Origin of the sequence: Corallococcus sp. RDP092CA, from assembly GCF_041903675.1 — a bacterium.
In the GTDB taxonomy this organism is placed as follows: Bacteria; Myxococcota; Myxococcia; order Myxococcales; family Myxococcaceae; genus Corallococcus.
The window spans coordinates 144,448-165,129 of record NZ_JAYESI010000006.1 but is presented as its reverse complement, the minus strand read 5'-3'; the positions used below and the strand labels follow the sequence as shown (position 1 = coordinate 165,129).

Here is a 20,682-nt window from a genome sequence, read left to right as displayed (position 1 = left end):
ACGCCTTGACCACCGCACCCGCACCCGCCCCCGCCGCCGCTTCCCCCCGCCCGCGCCTGAACATCGGCCAGCTCCGCATCGACCCGTTCACCTTCCCGGAGGCCGTCACGGCCATTGGCGAGCTGGTGGACGCGCACCAGGGCGGCTACGTCTTCACCGCCAACGTGGACCACGTCGTGCTGGCGGAGACGAACACGCGCTTCCGCGACGCGTACGCCAGGGCCACCCTTGCGGTGGTGGACGGGATGCCCATCGTCTGGGCGTCGCGCATGCTGGACGTGCCGCTGCCGGAGCGCATCGCCGGCTCCGACCTCATCCTCCCGCTGGTGAAGCGGGGCGCCGAGCGCGGGTGGCGCATCTTCCTCCTGGGCGCGGGCCCCGGTGTCGCGGAGAAGGTGGGCAGGCAGCTCCAGGCGGAGTACCCGGGCATCGAGGTCGTGGGCTGGGACTCGCCCATGGTGAGCCTGGACGCGGGCGACGCGCAGAACGACCCCATCGTCGCGCGCATCCGGGAGAAGGACCCGCACCTGCTCTTCGTCGCGCTGGGCAGCCCCAAGCAGGAGGTGTGGATCTCCCAGGTGGCCCAGAAGCTGGGGCCCACGGTGGCCATCGGCATCGGCGCGGGGTTCGACTTCATCGCCGGCACCGCCAAGCGCGCGCCCCAGTGGATCGCCAGGGCCGGCTTCGAGTGGCTCTACCGCCTCACCCACGAGCCCAAGCGCCTGTGGCGCCGGTACATCCTCAACGACTCGCAGTTCGGGGTGATCCTGCTGCGCGAGCTGTGGAAGCGCACCCGCGGCCCCCAGGACGGGTGAGCCGTCAGCGCGGGCCGGGCTTCGCGAACCTCCTGAGCAACGCCTCGTGCGCCGGGTGGCGGGCCACCAGCGCCTCCGCCTCCGGCAGCTCGAAGTCCGCGAACTCGAAGCCGGGCGACACCGTGCAGCCCACCAGCGTGTACGTGCCCAGCGGCTCCGCCGCCTGGAGCACCCCCGCCGGCACCAGCACCTGCGGCTGCTGCCCCTGCGTCACGTCCCGGCCCAGCAGCGCCGTCTCCAGCCGGCCGTCCTCGTGCACCAGGTGCAACGCCAGCGGGTCCCCGTCGTGGAACAGCCACAGCTCGTCCGCCCCCACCACCCGGTGCCACGCGGAGAACTCGCCCCGCTGCAACAGGTAGTAGATGGCCGTCCCCGCCGACCTCCGCCCCCGCAGCGTCTGCACCTGGAACGCCGCCCGGTAGGTCTCCCGGTAGTAGCCACCCTCCGGATGGGGCTTGAGACCCAGCCTTCGCACCAGCTCTTCGACCATGGTGGGCCCAGTCTAACGCCGCGCCCCCTCAGGGCTTCTTCTTCTGCTGCTGCATCGCGGACGCCACCAGGTTCATCAGCTTCAGCTGCACCGGCGTCAGCCGCCGCAGGTTGCGCATCAGCCGCCGCATCTCCGGCCCGTCCTCCTCCGCCCTCGGCCGGGACCGCTCCTTCGGCGGCGGCGCCGCGAACTCCTCCCCCAACCCCAGCAGGGCGTGCGGCGGGATGTTCAGGACGACGCACAGCCGGCGCAGGTTCTGCACGCTCGGCAGCATGTGGCCGCGCTCCAGCCGGCCATACACCTCCGACGCCATGCCGATGCGGTCCGCCACATCCGCCTGCGTCAGGCCCAGCTTCACCCGCACGCTCCGCGCCGCCGCGCCGAGGATTCCCGCCAGTTCCGTGTCCATGCCCTTGCCCGTCCCCGGTGCCAGGCGCCTCCATGGCACCGAGGGTGCGACATAACCCTGAAGGTCGTGTCCTGTCACCTTACTTCAAGGGGTGGGCTCGGGCACGGGCGCGCGCCGGCGCTCGGCCGCGGTGAAGAGCAGGGCCATGGGCAGCCCCAGGAACACCGCGTGCCACACAATCTGGAGGAACTGGGGGACGCTCAGGAACCAGGGGAAGTAGCCGCGCGCCAGCAGCTGGAAGTCCACCAGCCACACGAAGATGCCGAAGAGCATCCCCACCGCCGCCTGGAACTCCCAGCGCCCCCGGCCGTCCACCGGCAGCATCGCGTCCAGCAGCGAGTACACCCCCCCCCAGCCCGCCGCGATGACCAGGTGCACCCCCAGCCCCACCGCCACCGCCACCGCCGTGGACACCTGCGGCGTGAAGGCGGGCGACCCCAGCACCACCGCCGCGCTCATCCGCACCGGCGTGAGCGGCCCCTCCCCCGCCGCCACCGCCAGCGCCGTCTCCGCGAGCGCCAGCAACACGCCCGCCGCCAGGCCGAACAACAGCCCGTTCGTCACCGACCAGGGAGTGGGAGTCCGCCGTGCCATGGGTCTGCCTCCTCGGGCGCGCACGGGCGCCGGAAGCGGGCCCGTCTGTTCAACGCTGCGCACCCCCGGCGGAAGGGGGCAGCCACCCCGCCCCCCGGGCCCGCCCCAGCCCCACCCGGGCGGGCGGACAAGGGTTCTTCACCCCTCTTCCGGGCCCGCCATACGGGCAGTCATTTCTTCCCCCTCGTTTCCCGCTGGACCGTAACTTCTTCAGACGTCACGGAGGACCCAGTGTGAAAGTGCCCGGAATTCCCGGGACTGACAGGCAGGCACGCGGTTCGCAAGGGCGAAGGGGTGTCGAGGAACCGAACCCGTGTCCCAGTCTTCCGCAAGAAACCGCCTGGTCCTGCCGTACCGAGTCCACTACGCGCCGCCCGCGTGGCGGGAGGTGGGGCGCATGTCCGCCGAAGCCTTCGAGGCCCTGCAACAGGCCCTGGCGCGACTGGCGGAGCGGACGAAGAGCCACGACTCGGTGGCGGGACCCGCGCGGCACCGCATGGAGGGCCACGGCCTGGAGCTCCTCTATGAGAAGGACCCGCGCGCCAGCACGCTCACGCTGCTCGCGGTGACGCGGCTGGGCTGACACGCCCGGCCCGGGCCCCCGAGGGCCCTGGCGCGTCAGGCGCTCCGGCCGGACAGCCGGCCCACGGTGGCCAGCAGCTCGTCCGGGATGATGGGCTTCTTCAGCAGGCCCCCCGTGTCCGGCAGCACCTCCGCGCCCACGCCCGACAGCAGCAGCACCGGCACCGCCCTCAGCCGGGGCCAGTCCGCGCGCAGGTGGCGCAGGAACTCCGGGCCGTCCATCACCGGCATCCGCAGGTCCAGCAGGATGAGGCTCGGCGGGGGCAGGTGCTCAAGCTCGTCCAGGGCCTCGCGGCCATTGGCGGCGACGGCCACCTCGTAGCCATCGGCTTCCAGGATTTCGGCGATGGCGGCGCGAGCATCCTCGTCGTCCTCCACCACGAGCACGGGCTTGTTCGGCGCGGGCTGGACCATGCCCCGCAGCATAGAGACCCCCTCCCCCACGCGGACACGCCTTCCCTGGATACCCCGACAACTGGTGGACAGATGGCCGGCCCTGGAGGGTGGCCCCCTTGGGGCGGGGCACCCGCTCTGGGAGGGTGGGCGGCGCATGCTGACGCTGCCCGTCTACCTGGAGCTGGGCGCGGTGGGGCTGGGGGCCCTGTCGGGGGCGCTGCACGCGCTGCGGCGGGAGCTGGACGCCATGGCGGTGCTGGCCCTGTCCATCTGCACCAGCGTGGGGGGCGGCATGCTGCGGGACGTGCTGCTCGCGCAGGAGCCGCCCACGGCGCTGCGCTCGTCGCGCTACCTGCTGGCGGTGGCCGCGTGCGCGGTGCTGGCCGTCCTCTTCTCGCCGTGGCTGTCCCGGCTGCACCGGGCGCTGGACGTGGTGGACGCGCTGCTGCTGGGCATGTGGGTGGTGCTGGGGCTGGAGAAGGCGCTCGTGTTCCAGCTGCCCCTGCCGTCCGCGGTGTTCCTGGGGATGGTCACCTCCGTGGGAGGGGGCGTCATCCGCGACGTGCTCCTGGGCGAGCGCACCGCGCTGGTCTCCCCGGGCGAGCTGTACGCCACCGTCGCGCTGCTGTGCGGCCTGCTCTACGCCGCGCTCCGGGTGGGCCTGGAGGTGCCCGCGCCGCTGGCCGAGGCCGCCGCCATCGCCGGGGCCAGCCTCCTGCGGCTGGCCGCCATGTGGCGCCGGTGGCGGCTGCCGCCCCGGTTCGACCTGCTCCACCTGATGGACCGGCTCCAGGCCCGCCGCCAGCGCCGTCGCCCCTGAGGCTCGACGAGGTGCGGCACCACGCTCGGGCAAAATCCTTTGGACAGAAACGAACTGTCGGCTCCAGACTCCCCGGACAGAGACCCCACAGCCCGCCAGGACACGGCCTCACCGTGGAGGGGAGGCAGGCTCGCAAACGTGTGCTCCCTCACGGGTCCCTCACACCTGGGGAGCCCGGGGGGTTAGCGGGTTCCGGAGCCCCTTCCTACCTTGGGCCGACCATGTCGCTGAGGAGCAACGAGCAGGGAGGCGCCCGTGCCCGCGAGGCCGCGCCGTGGAAGGCCCGGGCCTGGCGGGAGCTGGAGGCGGGACGGGAGCGCCTCCAGGCGATGCTCGCGCCGCTGCCGGAGGCGGAGCTGATGCGGCAGCACTCGCCGCTCATGTCCCCGCTGGTCTGGGACGTGGCCCACGTGGCCAACTACGAGGAGCAGTGGCTGCTGCGCGCGCTGGGCGCCCCGGCCTTCACGGATCCCGCGTTCGACGCCATCTACGACGCCTTCCGCCACCCGCGCAGCACCCGCGCCACGCTGCCCATGCTGGAGCCGGAGGCCGCCTGGGCCTACGCCACCCGCGTGCGCGCGGCGGTGGGCGCGCACCTGGAGACGCTGCCCGAGGACAGCGCGGCTCCGCTGCTCGCGGGCGGCTTCGTCTTCGGCATGGTGGCGCAGCACGCGCAGCAGCACGCGGAGACGCTGGCCGCCACGCTGCAGCTGATGACGCACGTGGAGTACCACCCGCTGGCGTCGCACCGGCCCCGGCCCGGCGCGGTGCCGCAGCACGAGGTCTTCATCCCCGGCGGCCCGGTGCGCCTGGGCAGCGACGACGCGTGGGCCTACGACAACGAGCGCCCCCGGCACGTCGTGGACGTGGCGCCCTTCCTCCTGGACGCGCACCCCGTCACCACGGGGGACTTCCTCGTGTTCGTGGAGTCCGGCGGCTACGAGGACGCGCGCTGGTGGGACCCCCAGGGCTTCGAGTGGCTCCAGGCGGAGAAGCTGCGCCACCCGCTCTTCTGGAGTCCGCAGGGCAACCACGCCTGGCTGCGCCGCCGCTTCGGCGCGGTGGAGCCGCTGCCCAAGGACGAGCCCGTGCAACACGTGTCCTGGTACGAGGCGGACGCGTACGCGAGGTGGGCCGGCAAGCGCCTGCCCACGGAGGCCGAGTGGGAGAAGGCCGCGCAGGGCAGCGACGGCGTCTCCCGCGCGCACCCGTGGGGAGACCCGGCGCCCACGCACGCGCACGCCAACCTGGGCGGCACGCGCTGGGGGCCGTCCCCCGTGGGCAGCCACCCGGCGGGCCGCAGCGCGGACGGCGTCTGGGGCCTGCTGGGCGACGTCTGGGAGTGGACCGCCAGCGACTTCCAGCCGTACGCGGGCTTCCGGGCCTTCCCGTACCGCGAGTACTCGGAGGTCTTCTTCGGCAACGCGTCCAAGGTGCTGCGCGGCGGCGCCTGGGCGAGCGCGCCCGTGGCGGTGCGCAACAGCTTCCGCAACTGGGACTTCCCCATCCGGCGGCAGATCTTCGCCGGCTTCCGCTGTGCACGCGACGTGAGGTGAGGGCCACATGAGGATGAGGACCGAGCAGGGCGAGGCAGACACCGCGGAGGCGTACGCGTCGCCGGGGGTGAAGGTGGACGTCCACGTGCAGCCCGGGGACGCGCGGCGCGCGCTGCGGGCGGAGGTGCTGGCGGGGCTCTTCCACGGGCCCAAGGAGCTGAGCCCCAAGTGGCTCTACGACGAGCGCGGCAGCCAGCTCTTCGACGACATCACCCGCCTGCCGGAGTACTACCCCACGCGCCGCGAGCGGGAGATCCTGCACGCCCACGCGGACGACGTGGCGCGGCTGAGCGGCGCGGACACGCTGGTGGAGCTGGGCAGCGGCACCAGCGAGAAGACGCGCCTGCTCCTGGACGCGATGGACGCGGCCGGACAGCTGAAGCGCTTCGTGCCCTTCGACGTGAGCGAGGCCTTCCTGCGCAAGGCCGCGGAAGGCCTGGCGCGCGAGTACCCGCGCATCGCCGTGCACGCCGTGGTGGGCGACTTCGAGCAGCACCTGGGCCGCATCCCGGGCGGGGGCCGCCGGCTCATCGCCTTCCTGGGCGGCACCATCGGCAACCTGAAGCCCGCGCAGCGCGCGCTGTTCCTGCGCGAGCTGGCGTCCGGCCTGAAGCCCGGGGACGGGCTGCTGCTGGGCACGGACCTGCTCAAGGACCGCGAGCGCCTCTTCGCCGCCTACAACGACGGCGCGGGCGTGACGGCGGACTTCAACCGCAACGTGCTGCGCGTGCTCAACCGCGAGCTGGACGGGGACTTCGACCCGGAGGCCTTCGAGCACCTGGCCCCGTTCGACGAGGCGAACCGGTGGATCGAGATGCGGCTCATCTCGCGCAAGGCCCAGTCCGTGTGGCTGAAGGAGCTGGGGCGGCGCGTGGAGTTCGCGGCGGGCGAATGTCTGCGCACGGAGGTGAGCTGCAAGTTCTGTCGCGAGCAGGTGCAGGCGGAGCTTGGCGACGCGGGCCTCGACCTGGCCGCGTGGTGGACGGACGCGGACGGAGACTTCGCGCTGTCGCTGGCGATGAAGCGCTGAGGCGGAGGGCCGCCCGGCGCTTCGGGGGCGCCGGGCCGGGGCCCGGGTCGGACGGCGACGACGGGTGCGGCGAGCGGCCTAGCGGCGGCGCGGCGGGTCGCGACGCGCGGGCACCGGCACCGGGGCCGGCTGCTGCGCCGGGCGGGTCCACGCGGCCCACAGCGCGGCGGCCGCGGTGATGACCAGTCCCCCCGCCGCCGCTAGCTGCTCACCCAGGGGCCCGATCTCCACGGCGGCCAGGGGGAGGGGAAGCATCTCGGTGAGCGTCATGCGCGGACTCCTTACGAGGGGGCACTGCGTGAAGACCTGGGACGGGCTCGCGCCCGACACAGGCCGGGAAGCCAAGGTTAGGAAGTCAGACGGCTTTGGGGAAGTCCTGGAGACCTCGGCTGATGGAGCATGGACGGAATTGCACTCCGGGCCGGGCCCGAAGTCCATCCCCTCTCAGTCGCAGCCGCCAGAAACCCCTCGCTCCTCACGTAATGGGGACACCCGGCCCGCGCAGAACGTTCCCAGGGTCCCCGCCGCTGTCGCTTATCGGGCGTCCGGGTGGCGCTTCTTCCACTCCACCCGCATGCAGCGGTCCTGCACCGACGCGGAGACGGGCTCGCCCGGGATGCTCCCCTGCTCGCCGTGCGTGGGCACCGGCAGCACGGTGAAGCCGTGGTCCTTCAGGAACCTCGGGATGGCGTGCGCGGGCTTGTCCGCCTGGGCCTCCGGACGGATGCCCAGCACGGCGACGCGCCGGGTGCGCGCGAGCAGCTCGCCAATGCCTTCCGCGTCGTCGATGAGGTTCTGGCGCCAGTCGTCCATGGGGTTTCCCGCGCTCCTTTCCGCCGAGGAGGCCGCGGCCCGCCTGGGGACGCTCAGCGGGGCGCGGCCTGGATCTGGATGGTACGGCAGGCCTCGGTGGCCAGGCGGACTTCCTCGCTGGTGGCGCCGGGCATGCTGGCGCAGAGGAACAGGTCGTCCGCCACGCGCCGGGCGCCGAAGAACGCGGGCGCCTCCGGGCCCAGCCCTCCGTCCGCCAGGGACGGGGCCATGGTCACGCGCAGCAGGGCGAAGGACGGGGTGTCCTCCTCCTGATCCAGGGACAGCGTGAAGTGCTTCATCTGCTGACGGACGGTGTCCGCCAGCCGCTCCGAGGAGGGCATCTGCTCCCCCTGCCCCGGCTTCAGGTCCACGCGCAGCACCGGGCGGCCGGGAGGGCCCGCCTGGAAGCTGCCGTCGGTGGCCACCTGCGCGGACCAGCCCGGCGGCAGCGGCACCTTCACGCCCGAGCGCAGCCCCGCGTCCTCCGTCAGACTCCCGACGGACGGCGTCTCCTCCTGGCAGCCCTTGCAGCCACCTCCCAGGAGCACGCCGAGCGAGACGACCCCGAGGCCCACGAGCCCCGAGGCCCTCCGCGCGCTGGACGCGAGGACGCGCACCGTTACTTCTTCTCTCCGGGAGGAGGCGGGTTGCCGCCCTTGCCCAGGTTCTCCATCTTGAGGGAGCCCTCGAAGATGACGCCGCGGTCCATGGAGAGCGACGGCGTCTCCAGGTTGCCCTTCACGCGGCCCGGCTGCTTCAGCTCGATGAGCTGCGTGGCGCGCACGTTGCCTTCCACGGTGCCGTTGATGATGACGGTGCCGGCCTGGATCTCCGCCTGCACGCGGGCGCCGTCACCGATGACGAGCACGTCCTTGGTGACAATCTGCCCGTTGAACTTGCCGTCGATTCGAACCTGACCTTCGAAGGTGAGCTTCCCCTCGAACTCGCTTCCCTTGCCCAGAAGCGTGTGAACCTCACCCGGACGCGTCGACACGAAATCCTCCTCCCGTTTGAACAGGGGCTTGCTGGGTGCTTCGTCTTTCTTCCCGCCAAGGAGCGCCACGCCCTACTCCTTCCTCAGAAGCTTCAACAGCCTGTCGAGGTCATCGTAGGAGAAGAAGTCGACTTCGAGGGTGCCTTTTCCCGGGCTTTTCTCCGTTAGACGAACCTTGGTGCCCAGCCGGCGCTGCAACTCCTCGGTGAGCGACTTCACCTGGGGGCTCACCTTGGGCGCCGGCTTCCCGGAGTCCTTGCCGCCCTTCGCGGACCGGCCCTGCTGCACCAGCCGCTCCGTGTCGCGCACGGACAGCTTCTTCTCCGTCACCTGCTTCGCCAGGTTCTGGAGCTCCGGCAGCCGGGGCACGCCGAGCAGCGCGCGCGCGTGGCCCATGGACAGCGACCCGTCCGCCACCATGGCCTTCACGTCCGGGGGCAGGGCCAGCAGGCGCAGCGCGTTCGCGACGGTGGAGCGCTCCTTGCCGACCTTCTGGGCCACCTGCTCCTGCGTGAGCTTGAACTCGTCCACCAGGCGCCGGTAGCCGTCCGCCTCTTCGATGGGGTTGAGGTCCGCGCGCTGGAGGTTCTCCACCAGGGCCAGCTCGAAGGACTCGGCCTCCGTGACCTCGCGCACGATGGCGGGGATCTCCTTCAGGCCCGCGGCCTGGGACGCGCGCCAGCGGCGCTCGCCCGCGATGATGAGGTAGCCGTCGCCGCCCTTGTTCGGGTTCTTGCGGACGAGGATGGGCTGGAGCAGGCCCTGCGCCTTGATGGACTCGGTGAGCTCGTGGAGCCTGGTCTCGTCGAAGTGGCGGCGGGGCTGGAGCGGGTCGCGGTGGATGGACTCGATGGCCAGCTTGAGCACGCCGGGCTTCGGCGGCGGGGCGGCGGGGGCCGGCGCGGCCTGGGGGATGAGGGCGGAGAGGCCCCGGCCGAGGGCGCGCTTCTGGGTGTCTGCGTTCTTCTGCACGGCGGTTGGGAACTCCCCGCGCCGGCGTGGGGCCGGCGCGCATGGGCCTATCGACGCTTCACGGCGAACCGGGCACCCGGTCCCGCCATTCACAGCTCTCTATTAAGGAGGCGGCCGGTCAGGCGACCCGGCGCTTGGACGGCTTGGGGGAGTCCCGGCGCATCAGCTCGCGGCCCAGGGCCAGGTAGCTCTCGCAGCCCTTGGACTTGATGTCGTAGAGGATGATGGGCTTGCCGAAGGACGGGCACTCGGACAGGCGCACGTTGCGCGGCACGACGGCCTGGAAGACCTGGTCCTTGAAGTAGCCGCGCACCTCGTCCACGACCTGGTGGGCGATGTTGGCGCGCGCGTCGAACATGGTGAGCAGGATGCCCTCCATCTTCAGCGAGGGGTTGAGCCCCTGCTTGACCAGGTCGATGGTGTGCGTGAGCTGGGACAGGCCCTCGAGCGCGTAGTACTCGCACTGGAGCGGGATGAGGACGGAGTCCGCGGACACGAGCGCGTTGAGCGTGAGCAGGCCGAGCGAGGGCGGACAGTCGATGATGATGTAGTCGTACTTGTCCTTGAGCGGCAGCAGGGCTTCGCGCAGGCGGAACTCGCGGCGCTCCTGGTTGACGAGCTCGACCTCCGCGCCGGTGAGGTCGGGCGTGGCGGGGATGACCTGGAGGAAGCGCAGCTCGGTGGGGTGGACCAGCTCGGAGGCGGGGCGGCCGCCGAGGAGCGCGTCGTAGACGGTGCCGGTGAGGTTCTCGCGCTTGAGGCCCAGGCCGCTGCCGGCGTTGCCCTGGGGGTCCATGTCCACCAGCAGGGTGCGGCGCTCCGCGGAGGCGAGGCTCGCGGCGAGGTTGATGGCGGTGGTGGTCTTGCCCACGCCGCCCTTCTGGTTGGAGATGCAGATGATACGACCCACGTGGCCCATCCTCTCTCGCCCCGGCTGACGCCAGGGCCCCGCCCGCGGTTCGCGCGGACGTGCGCGCGAATCGGGGCCTGATCAGGCAGCTAGCACGGGGGTCGAGGACGGATCAATTTCCCATCCAAGCCGGCCCCGGGGCCGTGCCCGGCCCCTCGCTCGGGGGCCCGTGGGTGGGGGTGTGAGGGCTGGGAATTCGCGCGGTTGGGGGTGGCCGCGCGTGCCTGCCTGGCTGCTTGCCGGCGCTGATTCCGTGCAGGGCGGAAGGGTGTTGGGTTTTTCAGGGGGTCGCTCGCGGTGGAGTTCGCGCAGCGGGTCCGAGCGATTCGCGGGTCCGCGTTTCACGTGGAACAGGTGGGCCGCGCGGGGTCGTGAGGCGCGTGGGTGTCGCGCGGGCCGGGGCCGGCGAGGGCTCGGCTTCTGGTCCGGGTCCGTGAGGCGGGTGGCGGAGCTGAAGCTGGTTCGGTGACTTCGGGTCGAGGGTTCTGGATTCGCGGTGGCGAGGAAGCAGCGCGCGGTACGGCGCCTCCCCGTTGGATGGGCGAGCCCGTCGTTGGCCTCCAGCGGGTCCGCGCGTTCGAGTGGTTCGCGGATGGTGCCGCATGGGGTGCGCAGGTCGCCGCGGGCGGCATGGCTGCCATCGTCGGGCTGGCATCCGTGTGGACCCGGGATCCGGTGACCGGGTTCGCGGGTGGCCCCAACTGACGCGGACCGCGGGCTTCCACCAGGGACCGGCATCGAAGCGACGGGCACCCGTTGCGCGGCGGAGGCTCCTGTTCCCGAAGCCGCGCGGTGGAGATGGAACACGATGCACGCTGAGGGCCTCGTCATCGCGGGCAACGGAGCATCGGGTTCTCGGCTGAGCCCCGGGCCGTGACGAGACCATGGGATGCGTGAGCCCCAGCCATGACCGGCCGGGCGTTCCACGTGGAACCCGGGCGATGCCGTGGCGGGCTTCGCGCCAGTGCTCTTCGCGAACCACGTCGGCGGGTGCTGCCTCATGGCGAGCGCCTCCACCGGGATGAGCACCGCGATGCGAACGCGGCCCCTTCACGTGAACGGCGTCGCGCGGATGCGAGCACCTCGCCGCGAAGGTCCGACCAGCGCTTCGCGCGCCCTGCCCAACGCGGTCTGCGCATCGGAAGTGGGGCGCCTCATCTGAAGGGCGCTCGCGGATCCCCGGACACCGCGCCGCGAAGGTCCGACCACGCTTCACGCAGCCCCTCCCCAACGCGGTCAGCGCATCGAAGACGAGCCACTCCATTTGGCGGTGCCCGCAGATGAACGAGCACCTTGCCGCGAAGGTCTGGCCACGCTTCACGCGGCCCCTACCCGACGCCGGCGGCGCATCGAAGACAAGCCACTTGAAGGGCGCTCACACCTGCACGAACGCGCGTTGGGAAAGACCGACCGACGTAGCTCGCGGACCCCACTCAGCGCAGGCAGCGCATCGGCGGTGAGCCGCTCCGCCTGAACAGCGTCTCGCGCATGCGAGCACCACCACGCCGAGGAACGGCGGCGCGTTTCGGAGCCCGGTCATCCGAGGACGGTCGGGCCCAGCCATGCAGGCCGTTCCACGTGGAACACGCACGTGCTTCCGCGAACCCATTCAGCCAACGACCTGCGTGGACTCCGGCACCGCGAGGCAGGTGGTCCAGCGAGGCGCTCCACATGGAGCGCGCTCATGCTTTCGCGAACACGCTCCACCCTGGACGACTCGCGCACTCATGCGCCATGCGAAAGGGCTCCGTCAGGTCGTTCCACGTGGAACACGTTCACGCCATCAGGGGGCGTGCGTTGAGGCACGGTCCATCAACTGGCGCGAACCACGGCGCCCCAGCCGATGGCTCCCTCACAGGCCCACGCCGACCCGCGAACACGCTTCTTCATCCAGTCGTTCCACGTGGAACACGCTCACGCATCCACGAACACGATCCGCTGGACGAACGGTCCCGCGCACCATGCGAATCACGGTGCCGCAAGGCTGTTTGATTCACCGGCGCGTTCCACGTGGAACACGGCCATGCCTCCACGCGCCATTTCAGCGAAGCCCAGGGATCCGCGTCGCGTTCCTGCTCGCCGCGACATGTCCTCCACATCAGGACGTTCCACGTGGAACACCTGCGTGCTTCCTCGACCCAACTCAAGTCAGCGCATCGCGCGGTTCGCGAGCCCTGGGGCTTGAAGACGGTGGAACCACCAGACCGTTCCACGTGGAACACGCCTTCTCATCCCCGAGCGCGTTGAACCTCGGAGCGATCCCGCACGGCTCACGAACCACGGGACCGCGAGGCGGTGGATCCACGCCGGATGTTCCACGTGGAACACGCCTTCGCGGCCATATGCTCCACCATCAACAGCGCGCCCCTGCACGATGATGTCGTGACCCACCCATGCGCCTCATCCACGTGAGGGCGTTCCACGTGGAACATGCCTTCGCATCCATGCCCCCATGACATGTGGTGCCAACGCGCAGGGAGGTCCTGCTTCAAGCCAGCCGTTCCACGTGGAACACGGTTGGGCTTTCGCGACCGCGCTCAACCCCAAGCAGGGCCCCTCCGGGTTCGCGAACCAAGGTGCATCGAAGCGCTGGGATCCAGCGGCGTGTTCCACGTGGAACACACGTCAGGGTCGCTGCGCGGCAGGTGCCGCTGCCACTTCCAGCGCGCGTGACTCACGCAGTCCTTGAAGAAGAGCCGGCCAGCCCGCGACTTCCTGCCCTCCACTTCAGCCTGCCTCCACCCGCCATGACCTGTGTCGCGGAACGCGGTTCGGATCCCGTGCTCACGGTTCGCGGTCAGGACCGTGAAAGCCCATGCACAGCCGCTCATGCGCCCCCTTCATCCCCTTCCCCAGCGTCCCCCTTCGCTGACCTTCGTGCCGGCAACTGGAGTTCGGGCAGCCGGGTGAGCGCCTTCTGGGAACGTGTTCCACGTGGAACATGCGGGGCCGCCTGAGCGCCGGCTCCCCTCCCCTGCGCTCCATCGAGCGCTCCAGGTCGAACCCCCGAACCGCCACCCCAAACAGCCACAGGTCACTTCGGTCGCTTCAACGCCTGTTCGTCAGTTCCCGTGCACGGACCCGCTGCGGACCGCGTTCCACGTGGAACACCGGCCGACCGTTCAGCCCACGCCTCCCATGGCTCCGCCCGACTTCAGCGCTCCCCATCACGCGGTGGATCCATGGCTGGACGCGCATCCCAGGGTGCATCGCGCATGCACGGCCGGTTCACCGATGCGGCGGCGCAAGGACCCGACGGATGCCCGCGCATGAACACCGGCGTGAATTCGGTGCTCCGTGAGCCGGCGTTCACAGGCCAGCGCGTGGTGCTCCACGCGGGCCCGGACTCATCGACACCAGGGACCAGCGATGGACCTCCCGGCGTCGCGTGTTCCACGTGGAACGGTGCCACCCGGGAGCCGCCTGTTGGCTTCACACGCGCGATGCCGGAACCACGGCTCACCGCGCCGCGCTCCCCTCCCCCACCTCGCCTGGACGTTCCACGTGGAACACCGCGCCTCCTGGCCACCGGCGCGGCGGAGCCTGGGAACGCCTCCACTCGATGGCACCGGCCTCGCGCACATCCGGCCGCGGCCGCTCCACGCGGAACGCGCCTCGATGCCCGCCGTCAGCGCGACCAGGCGGCTTGCTGGAGCACGACGCGGTAGCCGTCCGGATCCTCGAAGGTCTTCCCGCTCGCGTCCCAGTACGGATTGCGCGATGGCACCGGCGCGAAGCCCGCGGCCTCCATGCGGTGGACTCGCGCGGTCCACGCCTCCGGGTCCGGCACGTAGAACACCAGGAGGTGGTCCTCGGTGGGGGCTCGCGGCGCTTCGTGTCCTCGCTCCACCGTGAACTCCAGGTGATACGGCGCACCCGGATGCCCGAGCATCACGCCGTCGAAGCCGGCGTGGACCTCGAACCCTCCCAGGACCTCGAAGCCCAGGCCGTCCCGGTAGAAGCGCACCACCGCGGCCAGGTCCCGGGTCGGCCTCGCGACCCGCAGCTTCGTCATGTCCATGCACCGTCCTCCTGCTCCGGGCTCCGTATCCAGGGAGTGCCACTCATAGGATGAAGGGACGCTCTTTTCCCGCGGACTCAGGTCCCGCACCTTGTGCCCATGACCCCGAAACAGCAGCCCCTGCACTCCGGCTTCGGCGCCACCACCACCGCGCGCGAGGCCCTGGGCGACATCCGCCTGGAGAACACCGTCGCCATCGTGACCGGCGGCTACGCGGGCATCGGCCTGGAGACCACCCGCGCGCTCCATGCCGCCGGTGCCACCGTCGTCGTCCCCGCCCGGACCCCCGCCAAGGCCCGCGCCGCGCTCGCCGGACTGGAGCGCGTGGAGCTGGAACCGCTGGACCTCATCGACCCGGCGTCCATCGATGCGTTCGCCTCGCGCTTCCTCGCGTCCGGCCGGCCGCTGCACCTGCTCATCCACAACGCGGGCATCATGGCCCCGCCGCTCACTCGCGACGCTCGCGGATTCGAGTCGCAGTTCGCCACCAACCACCTGGGCCACTTCCAGCTCACCGCCCGGCTCTGGCCCGCGCTGAAGCAGGCGAACGGCGCGCGCGTGGTGTGCCTGTCCTCGCGCGGCCACTTCTTCGCGGACGTCGACTTCGAGGACCCCTTCTTCCAGCAGCGCCCCTACGACAAGTGGGTCGCCTACGGGCAATCGAAGACCGCGAACATCCTCTTCGCGGTCGGGCTCGATGCGCGCGGCGAGCCCCATGGCGTGCGCGCGTTCGCCGTCCACCCTGGCGGCGTCCTCACGGAGCTGGTCCGCTCCATGTCCGAGGAGGAGGTCCGCGCCTCCATTGAAAACTCCAACCAGGTGGAGCCGCTGAAGACGCCCGAGCAAGGCGCGGCGACCACGGTCTGGTGCGCGACCAGCCCCCGGCTCGCGGGCAGGGGCGGCGTCTATTGCGAGAACGTCGACATCGCTCCGCTCGCGCCCGCCGACGCCACCCTCCGGCGCGGTGTGAAGGAGTGGGCCGTGGATCCGAAGCGGGCCGACCGGCTGTGGACCGCGAGCGAGGCGTGGACCGGCGTCCGCTTCAGCCCGTGACGCGGCTCCGCGCTACGGCCGGCCCGGACCAGGGGACGCGGTCGGGAGGAACAGCGCCCGCGCGCGCTCCAGGTCGGGACCGGGACGCGGCGCATAGAAGGACACGCGCACCTCCCGCCCGTCGGGCTCCGAGTACGTGAGCGTGACGCTCTCGAACTCGATGGGCCCCACCTCCGGGAGGATGAGCAGCTTCACCAGGGAGGGGGTCTCCACCACGTCGTGCTCGCGCCAGAGGCGCGCGAACTCCGGGCTCGCGGCCTGGAGCTGCTCCACCAGCGCGTCGAACCCGGACCGGTCCGCGGCCCTCGCGGCGTCCAACCGGAAGCCCGCGACCGCGCGGCGCACCGCCTCCTCCCAGGACGGCATGCGCGCGCGCCGGTCCGGGTTCATGAACAGCGCCCACAAGCCGTTGCGCGCTTCCGGAGCCGAGGCCGGGAGTCCCAGGTCCGCGTAGAGGACCGTCGCCGGCGCGTTCCACGCGAGGATGTCCCACCGCCGCGTGGAGACCAGCGCCGGAAACGGATGCGCATCGAGCAGGCGTTGAAGCGCGTCACTGACGGACTCGGGCGCGCGCACGGGTTGGGGCGCGGGCCGGCCGTGCGCCAGCGAGAAGAGGTGCAGCCGCTCCGTCGGCGTCAGGCGGAGCGCGACCGCCAGGCGCTCCAGCAGCGGCTCGGAGACATGGATGTCCCTCCCCTGCTCCAGCCACGTGTACCAACTGACGCCCACGTCGGCGAGCCGCGCCAGCTCCTCGCGGCGAAGGCCCGGCGTGCGGCGCCGCGGACCCGAGGCGAGTCCCACGTCCTCCGGACGCAGACGCTCACGGCGGCTGCGAAGAAAGCGCGCGAGCTCGATGCGCCCGGGACTGCGGGAGGTGTCCGTCACGCGGCGGCACGTTAGGCGAACCGTCCGCGCGGGGCATGGGCGCCGTGGGCTCCACGCATCGCGCGTGGCCCCCGGGCGCATCGCGCGTCGGACCCGGCGGCGGCCCCCTCGCCGGCCCCTGTCAGTTGCATAGCATCCTATCATGATTTACATAGCACGCTATGAAAGAGACCCAGGCAGTGGGAATCATCGGGGGTGGACCGGGCGGGCTGACGTTGGCCCGGGTCCTGGCCACTCGGGGCATCACGGCGACGGTGTTCGAGCTGGATGAGCACCCGCTCGCCCGTCCGCAGGGCGGTTCGCTGGACCTGCACGGCGACTCCGGGCTGCGCGCCCTCCGCGAGGCCGGGCTGGAGGCGGAGTTCAACGCCGTCGCCCGGTACGACGACCAGGGGGACGCCCTCTACGACTCCCAGGGGACGCTCCACTTCCAGCACAACGAGGCGAGCGACGGGGACCGGCCGGAGATCGACCGCACGCAGCTGCGCTCGCTCCTGCTGGACAGCCTCCCCGCGGAGCGGATCCGCTGGGGGAGCAAGGTGTCCGCCGTGGAGCCGCTGCCCGACGGGCGCTACCGCGTCGCGGGGCCGGCGGGCACGCTCGGCGCGTTCGACCTGGTCGTGGGCGCGGATGGCGCGTGGTCGAAGGTCCGCCCGCTCGTGTCCCCGGCGACGCCGACCTTCACGGGCGTGCTCTTCATCGAGCTGCAAATCGACGACGTGGACACGCGGCACCCGGCGGTCGCGGAGCTGCTCCCGCGCGGGAAGCTCTCCGTGGTCGGCAAGAGCCAGGGCCTCATCGCCCAGCGCAGCAGCCACGGCCACGTGCGCGCCTACTTCATGTTCCGGGTGTCCGAGGCGCGGCTCCGCGAGGGCGTCGTGGACACGGCCTCCCCTGCTCGCGCCCGTGAACAACTCAAGGCGCTGCTCCCGGGGTGGGCGCCGTCCCTGCTCACCTTCATCGACGCGAGCAACGACACGATGGCCGCGCGCCCCATCATCGCGCTGCCGGTGGGCCACCGCTGGACGCACCGGCCGGGCGTGACGCTGCTCGGGGACGCGGCCCACGTCATGCCGCCCTTCTCCGGCGAGGGCGTGAACATGGCGATGCTCGATGGCGCGGAGCTGGCGCTCGCGCTCGCGGCGGACGCCGACTGGAGCCGCGCCGTGAAGGGCTACGAGGAGGCCATGTTCGAGCGGGCCGCCGCGGCGGCCGCGGGCGCCATGCAGGGGCTCGACTTCGTCTCGGACCACGCGCTCCAGCACGTGCTGGAGCACTTCCGGGTGCTTCAGCGGGAGCTGGCGGCCGCGGGCCCGCACTGAAGCCGGCGCCCGACCGCCCTCCCCTCCGGGACCGGGCTGCTGCGGCGAGGTACCGCGCCCCGTCGAGCCGAGCGCGCGCGAATGCGCGGGAGCCCGCGGAAGATCGCGGTGCGCGGAGTTGACCGCGGGTCTCGGCGGGAGGTTCGTTGCGTAGGTCGGCGTCGCGCTCGCCGATCGGCGTTCGGAGAGGGACCCGAGAACCGGGGGGGCCGCCTCGCGTGGTCAACACGTGTCGATAGGCCTCCAACCAGATCCCAAGAAACCTCCTCGGCGGCGTCATCGACGACGCCGATTCCCATCGACAGCCGCCACCAGGCCGCCCACGTTGGCGCGAGGCGCGCCCAAAACCCGGGCTGGGGGGGCCTGGCGCGGCGCGCGGACAACGGGCGCCCCTGCGCGCCGTCCGCAAAGCAGGGCACGAAGTGGAGGTCCGCGGGTGTCATGGTCAGGCAGCCTTCGCGGGCGGGGCGTCGGCCACGAGGGCGTAGCCCTGGAGAATGCCGTTGGCGTACGGGCGGCGCTCGAGGCGGCGCTTGCGGACGTCGGCGAGGTCGACGACCTCGGCCTCGGGCTTGCTGGCTACGAACTCCTCCGGCGTGCGCCCGTCGATGCCCTGGTGGGGGCGCTCGGTGTTCGCGTAGCGCCGGTACTCGTCGAGGTAGAACTGCAGCTCTTTCGCGTCGGCCACGCGGATGTGCCGGAGCAGCTCGCGGCGGACGGAGCCGATGGCACGCTCCGCGTAGCAGTTCATCGACGGCAGCCCAGTGGGTGACCTCTTCCTCGATCTCGAGAACGCGAAGCTGGCGCGCGAACTGCCCGGCGAAGTGGGTGCCGTGGTCATGGACGACGGCCTTGGGCGCGCGCTTCTCGCGGGTGCAGACCTCGTTGAAGGTGCGGATGGTCCACACCGAGTCGACGTCCCAACCGTCGTGGACGCGGAGGTCGAGCAGCTCGCGGGTGTGCACGTCGATGATGAGGAGGGCCTGGAGCCAGACGCCCTTCGCCGTTTGCACCGCGAAGAAGTCGAGCGCCCAGAGCGCGTCCTTCGCGGTGGACCTCACGCGGTCGAAGTCGAGCTTCCTCCCCGGGCGTGGCGAGAACCCGTTCTCCTTCAGGATGCGGGCGATGGTCGGCTCGCTCACGCGGATGCCCATGCGCCGCAGCTCCTCGCGGATGCGCCGCTGGCCCCACGCGCGGTTCTCACGCTTCAGCGTCAGGATGAGCTCGACGACCTTTCCACAGGCCGCGAAGCGTCGCAAGCCGGAGGGTCGCGACCGGATCGATCATGTCCTCGTAGCGGCGTTCACGTTCCTTCTTCGGCGTCGTCTTCGAGTAGCTCTCGAAGCGCTTGAGGAAGTGCTTCACCTTGCCGTCGGGCACGAATACCGTCGCGCGCTCGATGCGGCGTGGCTCGGGCTCGTCGGTCTTCGAGTGGCTGACGGCGACGACCTCGATGCCCTGCCGCGAGTCCTCGAGCGACGACACCTGGAGCGGCACGTCGGGCTGGCTCTCGAACTGCACGTAGAGCCCGGGCACCGCGCCGTGGACCTCGATGCCGGCTTCGTCGCGGCGCTTGTTGGCCTCGACGACAGCGGCCTTGAGCGCGCGTTCGAGCGCCTTGCCGTGCTTCGCGCGGCTCGCCGGCGGCGCCGGCTTGGTGACGTCGATCTTCCGCCCGTGCGGCTTGTACTCCTCGGCCGTCGGTGGGCCGGGGACGAGGATGTGCTTGCGGTTGCGAGGAGCGGCCACGCGTCAGTCCTCCTGGCGCCCGCTACGCGTGCGTACTGCGTCGTTCCGCAAGCGCGGCCACGAGCTCGGTGTCCCGCACGGCCGTGGTGTGGTCGAGAATTGCGTCCTTGGCAGCCTGCTCGCAGGCCATCGCGATCTCTGCGTGGCGAAGGCCCGCTGCCGCCTTCGCCGCCGCGTGCCACTCGATGTTGCTCGTATCGAGGAGCGCCAGCCGCGCGCGCATCACGCGGGTCGCGATGTCTTCGGTGGGCAGCGAGTACTCGAGCACCGCATCGAAGCGCCGGAATAGGGCGCGGTCGAGCAAGCCGACGTGGTTCGTCGCCCCAAGCACGATGCTGTCGGAGTCGTCCTGCTCGAGGAACTGCAGGAACGAGTTGAGCACGCGGCGGCTCTCGCCGACGTCGTTCTTGGAGCCGCGCTCCCCGCCGAGCGCGTCGAACTCGTCGAACAGGTACACGCCGCGGGTGGACTGGATGGCGTCGAATACCAGTCGGAGCTTGGCCGCGGTCTCGCCCATGTACTTCGTGATGAGCCCGTCGAGCTGGATGCTGAAGAGGGGTAGGCCCAGCTCACCGGCGAGCGCCGCCGCGGTCATCTTGAAAACCCACTGCCCCAGACCCGCCCGGTGACCACGCCGGGTGGTCCGGCGGCGGCGCCGGGCACCACCACCAAGGAGCCCGACATGACCAGCACCACCCGCCGCACCCTCGAGTCCCTCTCCAAGCTGCGCCTCACCGAGCTGCAGGCCCGCTTCGCCGAGATCGTCGGCGAGCCCACGCGCTCGCCGAACAAGACCTTCTTGCTGCGCAGGATCGGCGACGCGCTTGAAGCCCGCGAGCAGCAGACGATCGCGGAGCCGACGACACAGGCCACCACGACAACGGAGGCGACCCCGAACGTGAAGCTGACCAAGCTCTCCGTCGCCGAGCTCCAGGCGATGTACCGCGAAGTCGTCGGGCGCGAGACCCGGTCCTCGGACTCGGCGTACCTCGTGTGGAAGCTGAGGCTGGCCCAGAAGGGCCGCGTCCGCGTCGGGCCGATCGAGCGGCGCGCGCCCGGCGAGGTCGCCGACGTGAAGGTCCTGCCGCTCCGCATGACCACCGCCGAGGTCGAGGCCCTCGACGAGGCGTGGCGCCGGCTCGGGTTCAAGAGCCGGACGGCGATGCTCAAGAAGGCGATCGCCGGCCTGCTCGAGGCGGGCTGCGCCGCCTGAATCCCGGGCCGCCCGGGACTTCGGCTCCCCGAGAGCGGGTCCCATGTGGCATATAAGG

Annotated in this window: 23 protein-coding genes and 1 pseudogene; 8 read left to right on the top strand and 16 right to left on the bottom strand. The window is 71.5% G+C overall.

What is annotated here, in order from left to right; all coding sequences use genetic code 11:
* Positions 1 to 5: 5 nt before the first annotated feature.
* Positions 6 to 815: an exopolysaccharide biosynthesis glycosyltransferase EpsA gene (epsA, locus tag U8525_RS09610; RefSeq protein WP_374263992.1), complete on the top strand. Its 810-nt coding sequence runs from the start codon at positions 6 to 8 to the stop codon at positions 813 to 815.
* A 4-nt stretch (positions 816 to 819) separates the two neighbouring features.
* On the opposite strand, the gene U8525_RS09605 is transcribed toward epsA, so the two are convergent.
* From U8525_RS09605 to U8525_RS09595, 3 genes are all read right to left on the bottom strand, one after another.
* The gene (locus U8525_RS09605; protein WP_374263990.1) at positions 820 to 1,305 is read right to left on the bottom strand and encodes a cupin domain-containing protein; all 486 of its coding nucleotides are present in this window, start codon (positions 1,303 to 1,305) and stop codon (positions 820 to 822) included.
* A 28-nt stretch (positions 1,306 to 1,333) separates the two neighbouring features.
* Positions 1,334 to 1,714, bottom strand: coding sequence for a helix-turn-helix domain-containing protein (locus U8525_RS09600; protein ID WP_374263988.1), 381 nt, complete (start codon positions 1,712 to 1,714; stop codon positions 1,334 to 1,336).
* 84 nt (positions 1,715 to 1,798) lie between these two features.
* On the bottom strand, positions 1,799 to 2,308 hold the full coding sequence (locus U8525_RS09595; protein WP_374263986.1) for a hypothetical protein: 510 nt from the start codon (positions 2,306 to 2,308) through the stop codon (positions 1,799 to 1,801).
* Positions 2,309 to 2,705: 397 nt separating this feature from the next.
* Here U8525_RS09595 and U8525_RS09590 point away from each other — a divergent pair, with 397 nt between their 5' ends.
* On the top strand, positions 2,706 to 2,891 hold the full coding sequence (locus U8525_RS09590) for a hypothetical protein (RefSeq protein WP_374263984.1): 186 nt from the start codon (positions 2,706 to 2,708) through the stop codon (positions 2,889 to 2,891).
* Between the two features lie 35 nt (positions 2,892 to 2,926).
* Here the strand turns inward: U8525_RS09590 and U8525_RS09585 are convergent, their stop codons facing one another.
* Complete coding sequence (locus U8525_RS09585; protein ID WP_374263982.1) at positions 2,927 to 3,316, bottom strand: response regulator; 390 nt, start codon at positions 3,314 to 3,316, stop codon at positions 2,927 to 2,929.
* A gap of 124 nt (positions 3,317 to 3,440) precedes the next feature.
* Between U8525_RS09585 and U8525_RS09580 the strand changes: the two genes are divergently transcribed.
* The 3 genes from U8525_RS09580 to egtD all read left to right on the top strand — a co-directional run bounded on the left by U8525_RS09580 (position 3,441) and on the right by egtD (position 6,692).
* A complete protein-coding gene (locus tag U8525_RS09580) occupies positions 3,441 to 4,106 on the top strand; it encodes a trimeric intracellular cation channel family protein (protein ID WP_374263980.1) in 666 nt (221 codons plus the stop codon).
* 221 nt (positions 4,107 to 4,327) lie between these two features.
* On the top strand, positions 4,328 to 5,662 hold the full coding sequence (egtB, locus tag U8525_RS09575) for an ergothioneine biosynthesis protein EgtB (protein WP_374263978.1): 1,335 nt from the start codon (positions 4,328 to 4,330) through the stop codon (positions 5,660 to 5,662).
* A gap of 7 nt (positions 5,663 to 5,669) precedes the next feature.
* Positions 5,670 to 6,692 carry an L-histidine N(alpha)-methyltransferase gene (gene egtD, locus U8525_RS09570; protein ID WP_374263976.1) on the top strand — a complete coding sequence of 341 codons (1,023 nt, stop codon included), beginning with the start codon at positions 5,670 to 5,672 and terminating at the stop codon, positions 6,690 to 6,692.
* 78 nt (positions 6,693 to 6,770) lie between these two features.
* On the opposite strand, the gene U8525_RS09565 is transcribed toward egtD, so the two are convergent.
* The 7 genes from U8525_RS09565 to U8525_RS09535 form a co-directional block, all read right to left on the bottom strand.
* Complete coding sequence (locus U8525_RS09565; protein ID WP_374263974.1) at positions 6,771 to 6,962, bottom strand: hypothetical protein; 192 nt, start codon at positions 6,960 to 6,962, stop codon at positions 6,771 to 6,773.
* 264 nt (positions 6,963 to 7,226) lie between these two features.
* Positions 7,227 to 7,505, bottom strand: a complete 279-nt coding sequence (locus tag U8525_RS09560) for a CoA-binding protein (protein WP_374263972.1) — start codon at positions 7,503 to 7,505, stop codon at positions 7,227 to 7,229.
* A gap of 53 nt (positions 7,506 to 7,558) precedes the next feature.
* On the bottom strand, positions 7,559 to 8,122 hold the full coding sequence (locus U8525_RS09555; RefSeq protein ID WP_374263970.1) for a hypothetical protein: 564 nt from the start codon (positions 8,120 to 8,122) through the stop codon (positions 7,559 to 7,561).
* Positions 8,123 to 8,124: 2 nt separating this feature from the next.
* Positions 8,125 to 8,568: a bactofilin BacM gene (gene bacM / locus U8525_RS09550; RefSeq protein ID WP_223764658.1), complete on the bottom strand. Its 444-nt coding sequence runs from the start codon at positions 8,566 to 8,568 to the stop codon at positions 8,125 to 8,127.
* 3 nt (positions 8,569 to 8,571) lie between these two features.
* Positions 8,572 to 9,471 carry a ParB/RepB/Spo0J family partition protein gene (locus U8525_RS09545; RefSeq protein WP_374263967.1) on the bottom strand — a complete coding sequence of 300 codons (900 nt, stop codon included), beginning with the start codon at positions 9,469 to 9,471 and terminating at the stop codon, positions 8,572 to 8,574.
* Between the two features lie 118 nt (positions 9,472 to 9,589).
* Positions 9,590 to 10,381, bottom strand: coding sequence for a ParA family protein (locus U8525_RS09540; protein ID WP_374263965.1), 792 nt, complete (start codon positions 10,379 to 10,381; stop codon positions 9,590 to 9,592).
* Between the two features lie 3,628 nt (positions 10,382 to 14,009).
* Complete coding sequence (locus U8525_RS09535) at positions 14,010 to 14,402, bottom strand: VOC family protein (protein WP_374263963.1); 393 nt, start codon at positions 14,400 to 14,402, stop codon at positions 14,010 to 14,012.
* 99 nt (positions 14,403 to 14,501) lie between these two features.
* On the opposite strand from U8525_RS09535, the gene U8525_RS09530 reads away from it, so the two are divergent.
* Positions 14,502 to 15,455, top strand: coding sequence for an oxidoreductase (locus U8525_RS09530; RefSeq protein ID WP_374263962.1), 954 nt, complete (start codon positions 14,502 to 14,504; stop codon positions 15,453 to 15,455).
* A 12-nt stretch (positions 15,456 to 15,467) separates the two neighbouring features.
* Here the strand turns inward: U8525_RS09530 and U8525_RS09525 are convergent, their stop codons facing one another.
* On the bottom strand, positions 15,468 to 16,340 hold the full coding sequence (locus U8525_RS09525; protein WP_374263960.1) for a helix-turn-helix transcriptional regulator: 873 nt from the start codon (positions 16,338 to 16,340) through the stop codon (positions 15,468 to 15,470).
* 179 nt (positions 16,341 to 16,519) lie between these two features.
* Here U8525_RS09525 and U8525_RS09520 point away from each other — a divergent pair, with 179 nt between their 5' ends.
* Entirely contained in the window at positions 16,520 to 17,662 is a 1,143-nt protein-coding gene (locus tag U8525_RS09520) for an FAD-dependent oxidoreductase (RefSeq protein ID WP_374263958.1), read from the top strand.
* Between the two features lie 445 nt (positions 17,663 to 18,107).
* On the opposite strand, the gene U8525_RS09515 is transcribed toward U8525_RS09520, so the two are convergent.
* The 4 genes and pseudogenes from U8525_RS09515 to U8525_RS09500 all read right to left on the bottom strand — a co-directional run bounded on the left by U8525_RS09515 (position 18,108) and on the right by U8525_RS09500 (position 20,006).
* A complete protein-coding gene (locus tag U8525_RS09515) occupies positions 18,108 to 18,503 on the bottom strand; it encodes an integrase core domain-containing protein (protein ID WP_374263956.1) in 396 nt (131 codons plus the stop codon).
* Between the two features lie 298 nt (positions 18,504 to 18,801).
* A pseudogene (locus U8525_RS09510) lies at positions 18,802 to 18,921 on the bottom strand (hypothetical protein); the annotation flags it as partial.
* Positions 18,863 to 19,411 (bottom strand): hypothetical protein, encoded by a 549-nt coding sequence (locus tag U8525_RS09505; RefSeq protein ID WP_374263954.1) that lies wholly within the window; start codon positions 19,409 to 19,411, stop codon positions 18,863 to 18,865. The pseudogene U8525_RS09510 and the gene U8525_RS09505, both read right to left, overlap by 59 nt.
* Positions 19,412 to 19,433: 22 nt before the next feature.
* Positions 19,434 to 20,006, bottom strand: coding sequence for an AAA family ATPase (locus tag U8525_RS09500; protein ID WP_374263952.1), 573 nt, complete (start codon positions 20,004 to 20,006; stop codon positions 19,434 to 19,436).
* A gap of 87 nt (positions 20,007 to 20,093) precedes the next feature.
* Between U8525_RS09500 and U8525_RS09495 the strand changes: the two genes are divergently transcribed.
* Positions 20,094 to 20,624 (top strand): DUF2924 domain-containing protein, encoded by a 531-nt coding sequence (locus tag U8525_RS09495; protein ID WP_374263950.1) that lies wholly within the window; start codon positions 20,094 to 20,096, stop codon positions 20,622 to 20,624.
* Positions 20,625 to 20,682: the final 58 nt, after the last annotated feature.

Excerpts from the sequence above, each read along its gene's own strand:
- U8525_RS09580 (WP_374263980.1), top strand. The coding sequence starts at position 3,441 with ATGCTGACGCTGCCCGTCTACCTGGAGCTGGGCGCGGTGGGGCTGGGG.
- U8525_RS09595 (WP_374263986.1), bottom strand. The coding sequence starts at position 2,308 with ATGGCACGGCGGACTCCCACTCCCTGGTCGGTGACGAACGGGCTGTTG.
- U8525_RS09605 (WP_374263990.1), bottom strand. The coding sequence starts at position 1,305 with ATGGTCGAAGAGCTGGTGCGAAGGCTGGGTCTCAAGCCCCATCCGGAG.
- egtD (WP_374263976.1), top strand. The coding sequence starts at position 5,670 with ATGAGGATGAGGACCGAGCAGGGCGAGGCAGACACCGCGGAGGCGTAC.
- U8525_RS09500 (WP_374263952.1), bottom strand. The coding sequence starts at position 20,006 with ATGACCGCGGCGGCGCTCGCCGGTGAGCTGGGCCTACCCCTCTTCAGC.
- U8525_RS09585 (WP_374263982.1), bottom strand. The coding sequence starts at position 3,316 with ATGCTGCGGGGCATGGTCCAGCCCGCGCCGAACAAGCCCGTGCTCGTG.
- U8525_RS09590 (WP_374263984.1), top strand. The coding sequence starts at position 2,706 with ATGTCCGCCGAAGCCTTCGAGGCCCTGCAACAGGCCCTGGCGCGACTG.
- egtB (WP_374263978.1), top strand. The coding sequence starts at position 4,328 with ATGTCGCTGAGGAGCAACGAGCAGGGAGGCGCCCGTGCCCGCGAGGCC.
- U8525_RS09495 (WP_374263950.1), top strand. The coding sequence starts at position 20,094 with ATGACCAGCACCACCCGCCGCACCCTCGAGTCCCTCTCCAAGCTGCGC.
- U8525_RS09565 (WP_374263974.1), bottom strand. The coding sequence starts at position 6,962 with ATGACGCTCACCGAGATGCTTCCCCTCCCCCTGGCCGCCGTGGAGATC.
- U8525_RS09515 (WP_374263956.1), bottom strand. The coding sequence starts at position 18,503 with ATGACCACGGCACCCACTTCGCCGGGCAGTTCGCGCGCCAGCTTCGCG.
- U8525_RS09530 (WP_374263962.1), top strand. The coding sequence starts at position 14,502 with ATGACCCCGAAACAGCAGCCCCTGCACTCCGGCTTCGGCGCCACCACC.
- U8525_RS09600 (WP_374263988.1), bottom strand. The coding sequence starts at position 1,714 with ATGGACACGGAACTGGCGGGAATCCTCGGCGCGGCGGCGCGGAGCGTG.
- U8525_RS09535 (WP_374263963.1), bottom strand. The coding sequence starts at position 14,402 with ATGGACATGACGAAGCTGCGGGTCGCGAGGCCGACCCGGGACCTGGCC.
- U8525_RS09560 (WP_374263972.1), bottom strand. The coding sequence starts at position 7,505 with ATGGACGACTGGCGCCAGAACCTCATCGACGACGCGGAAGGCATTGGC.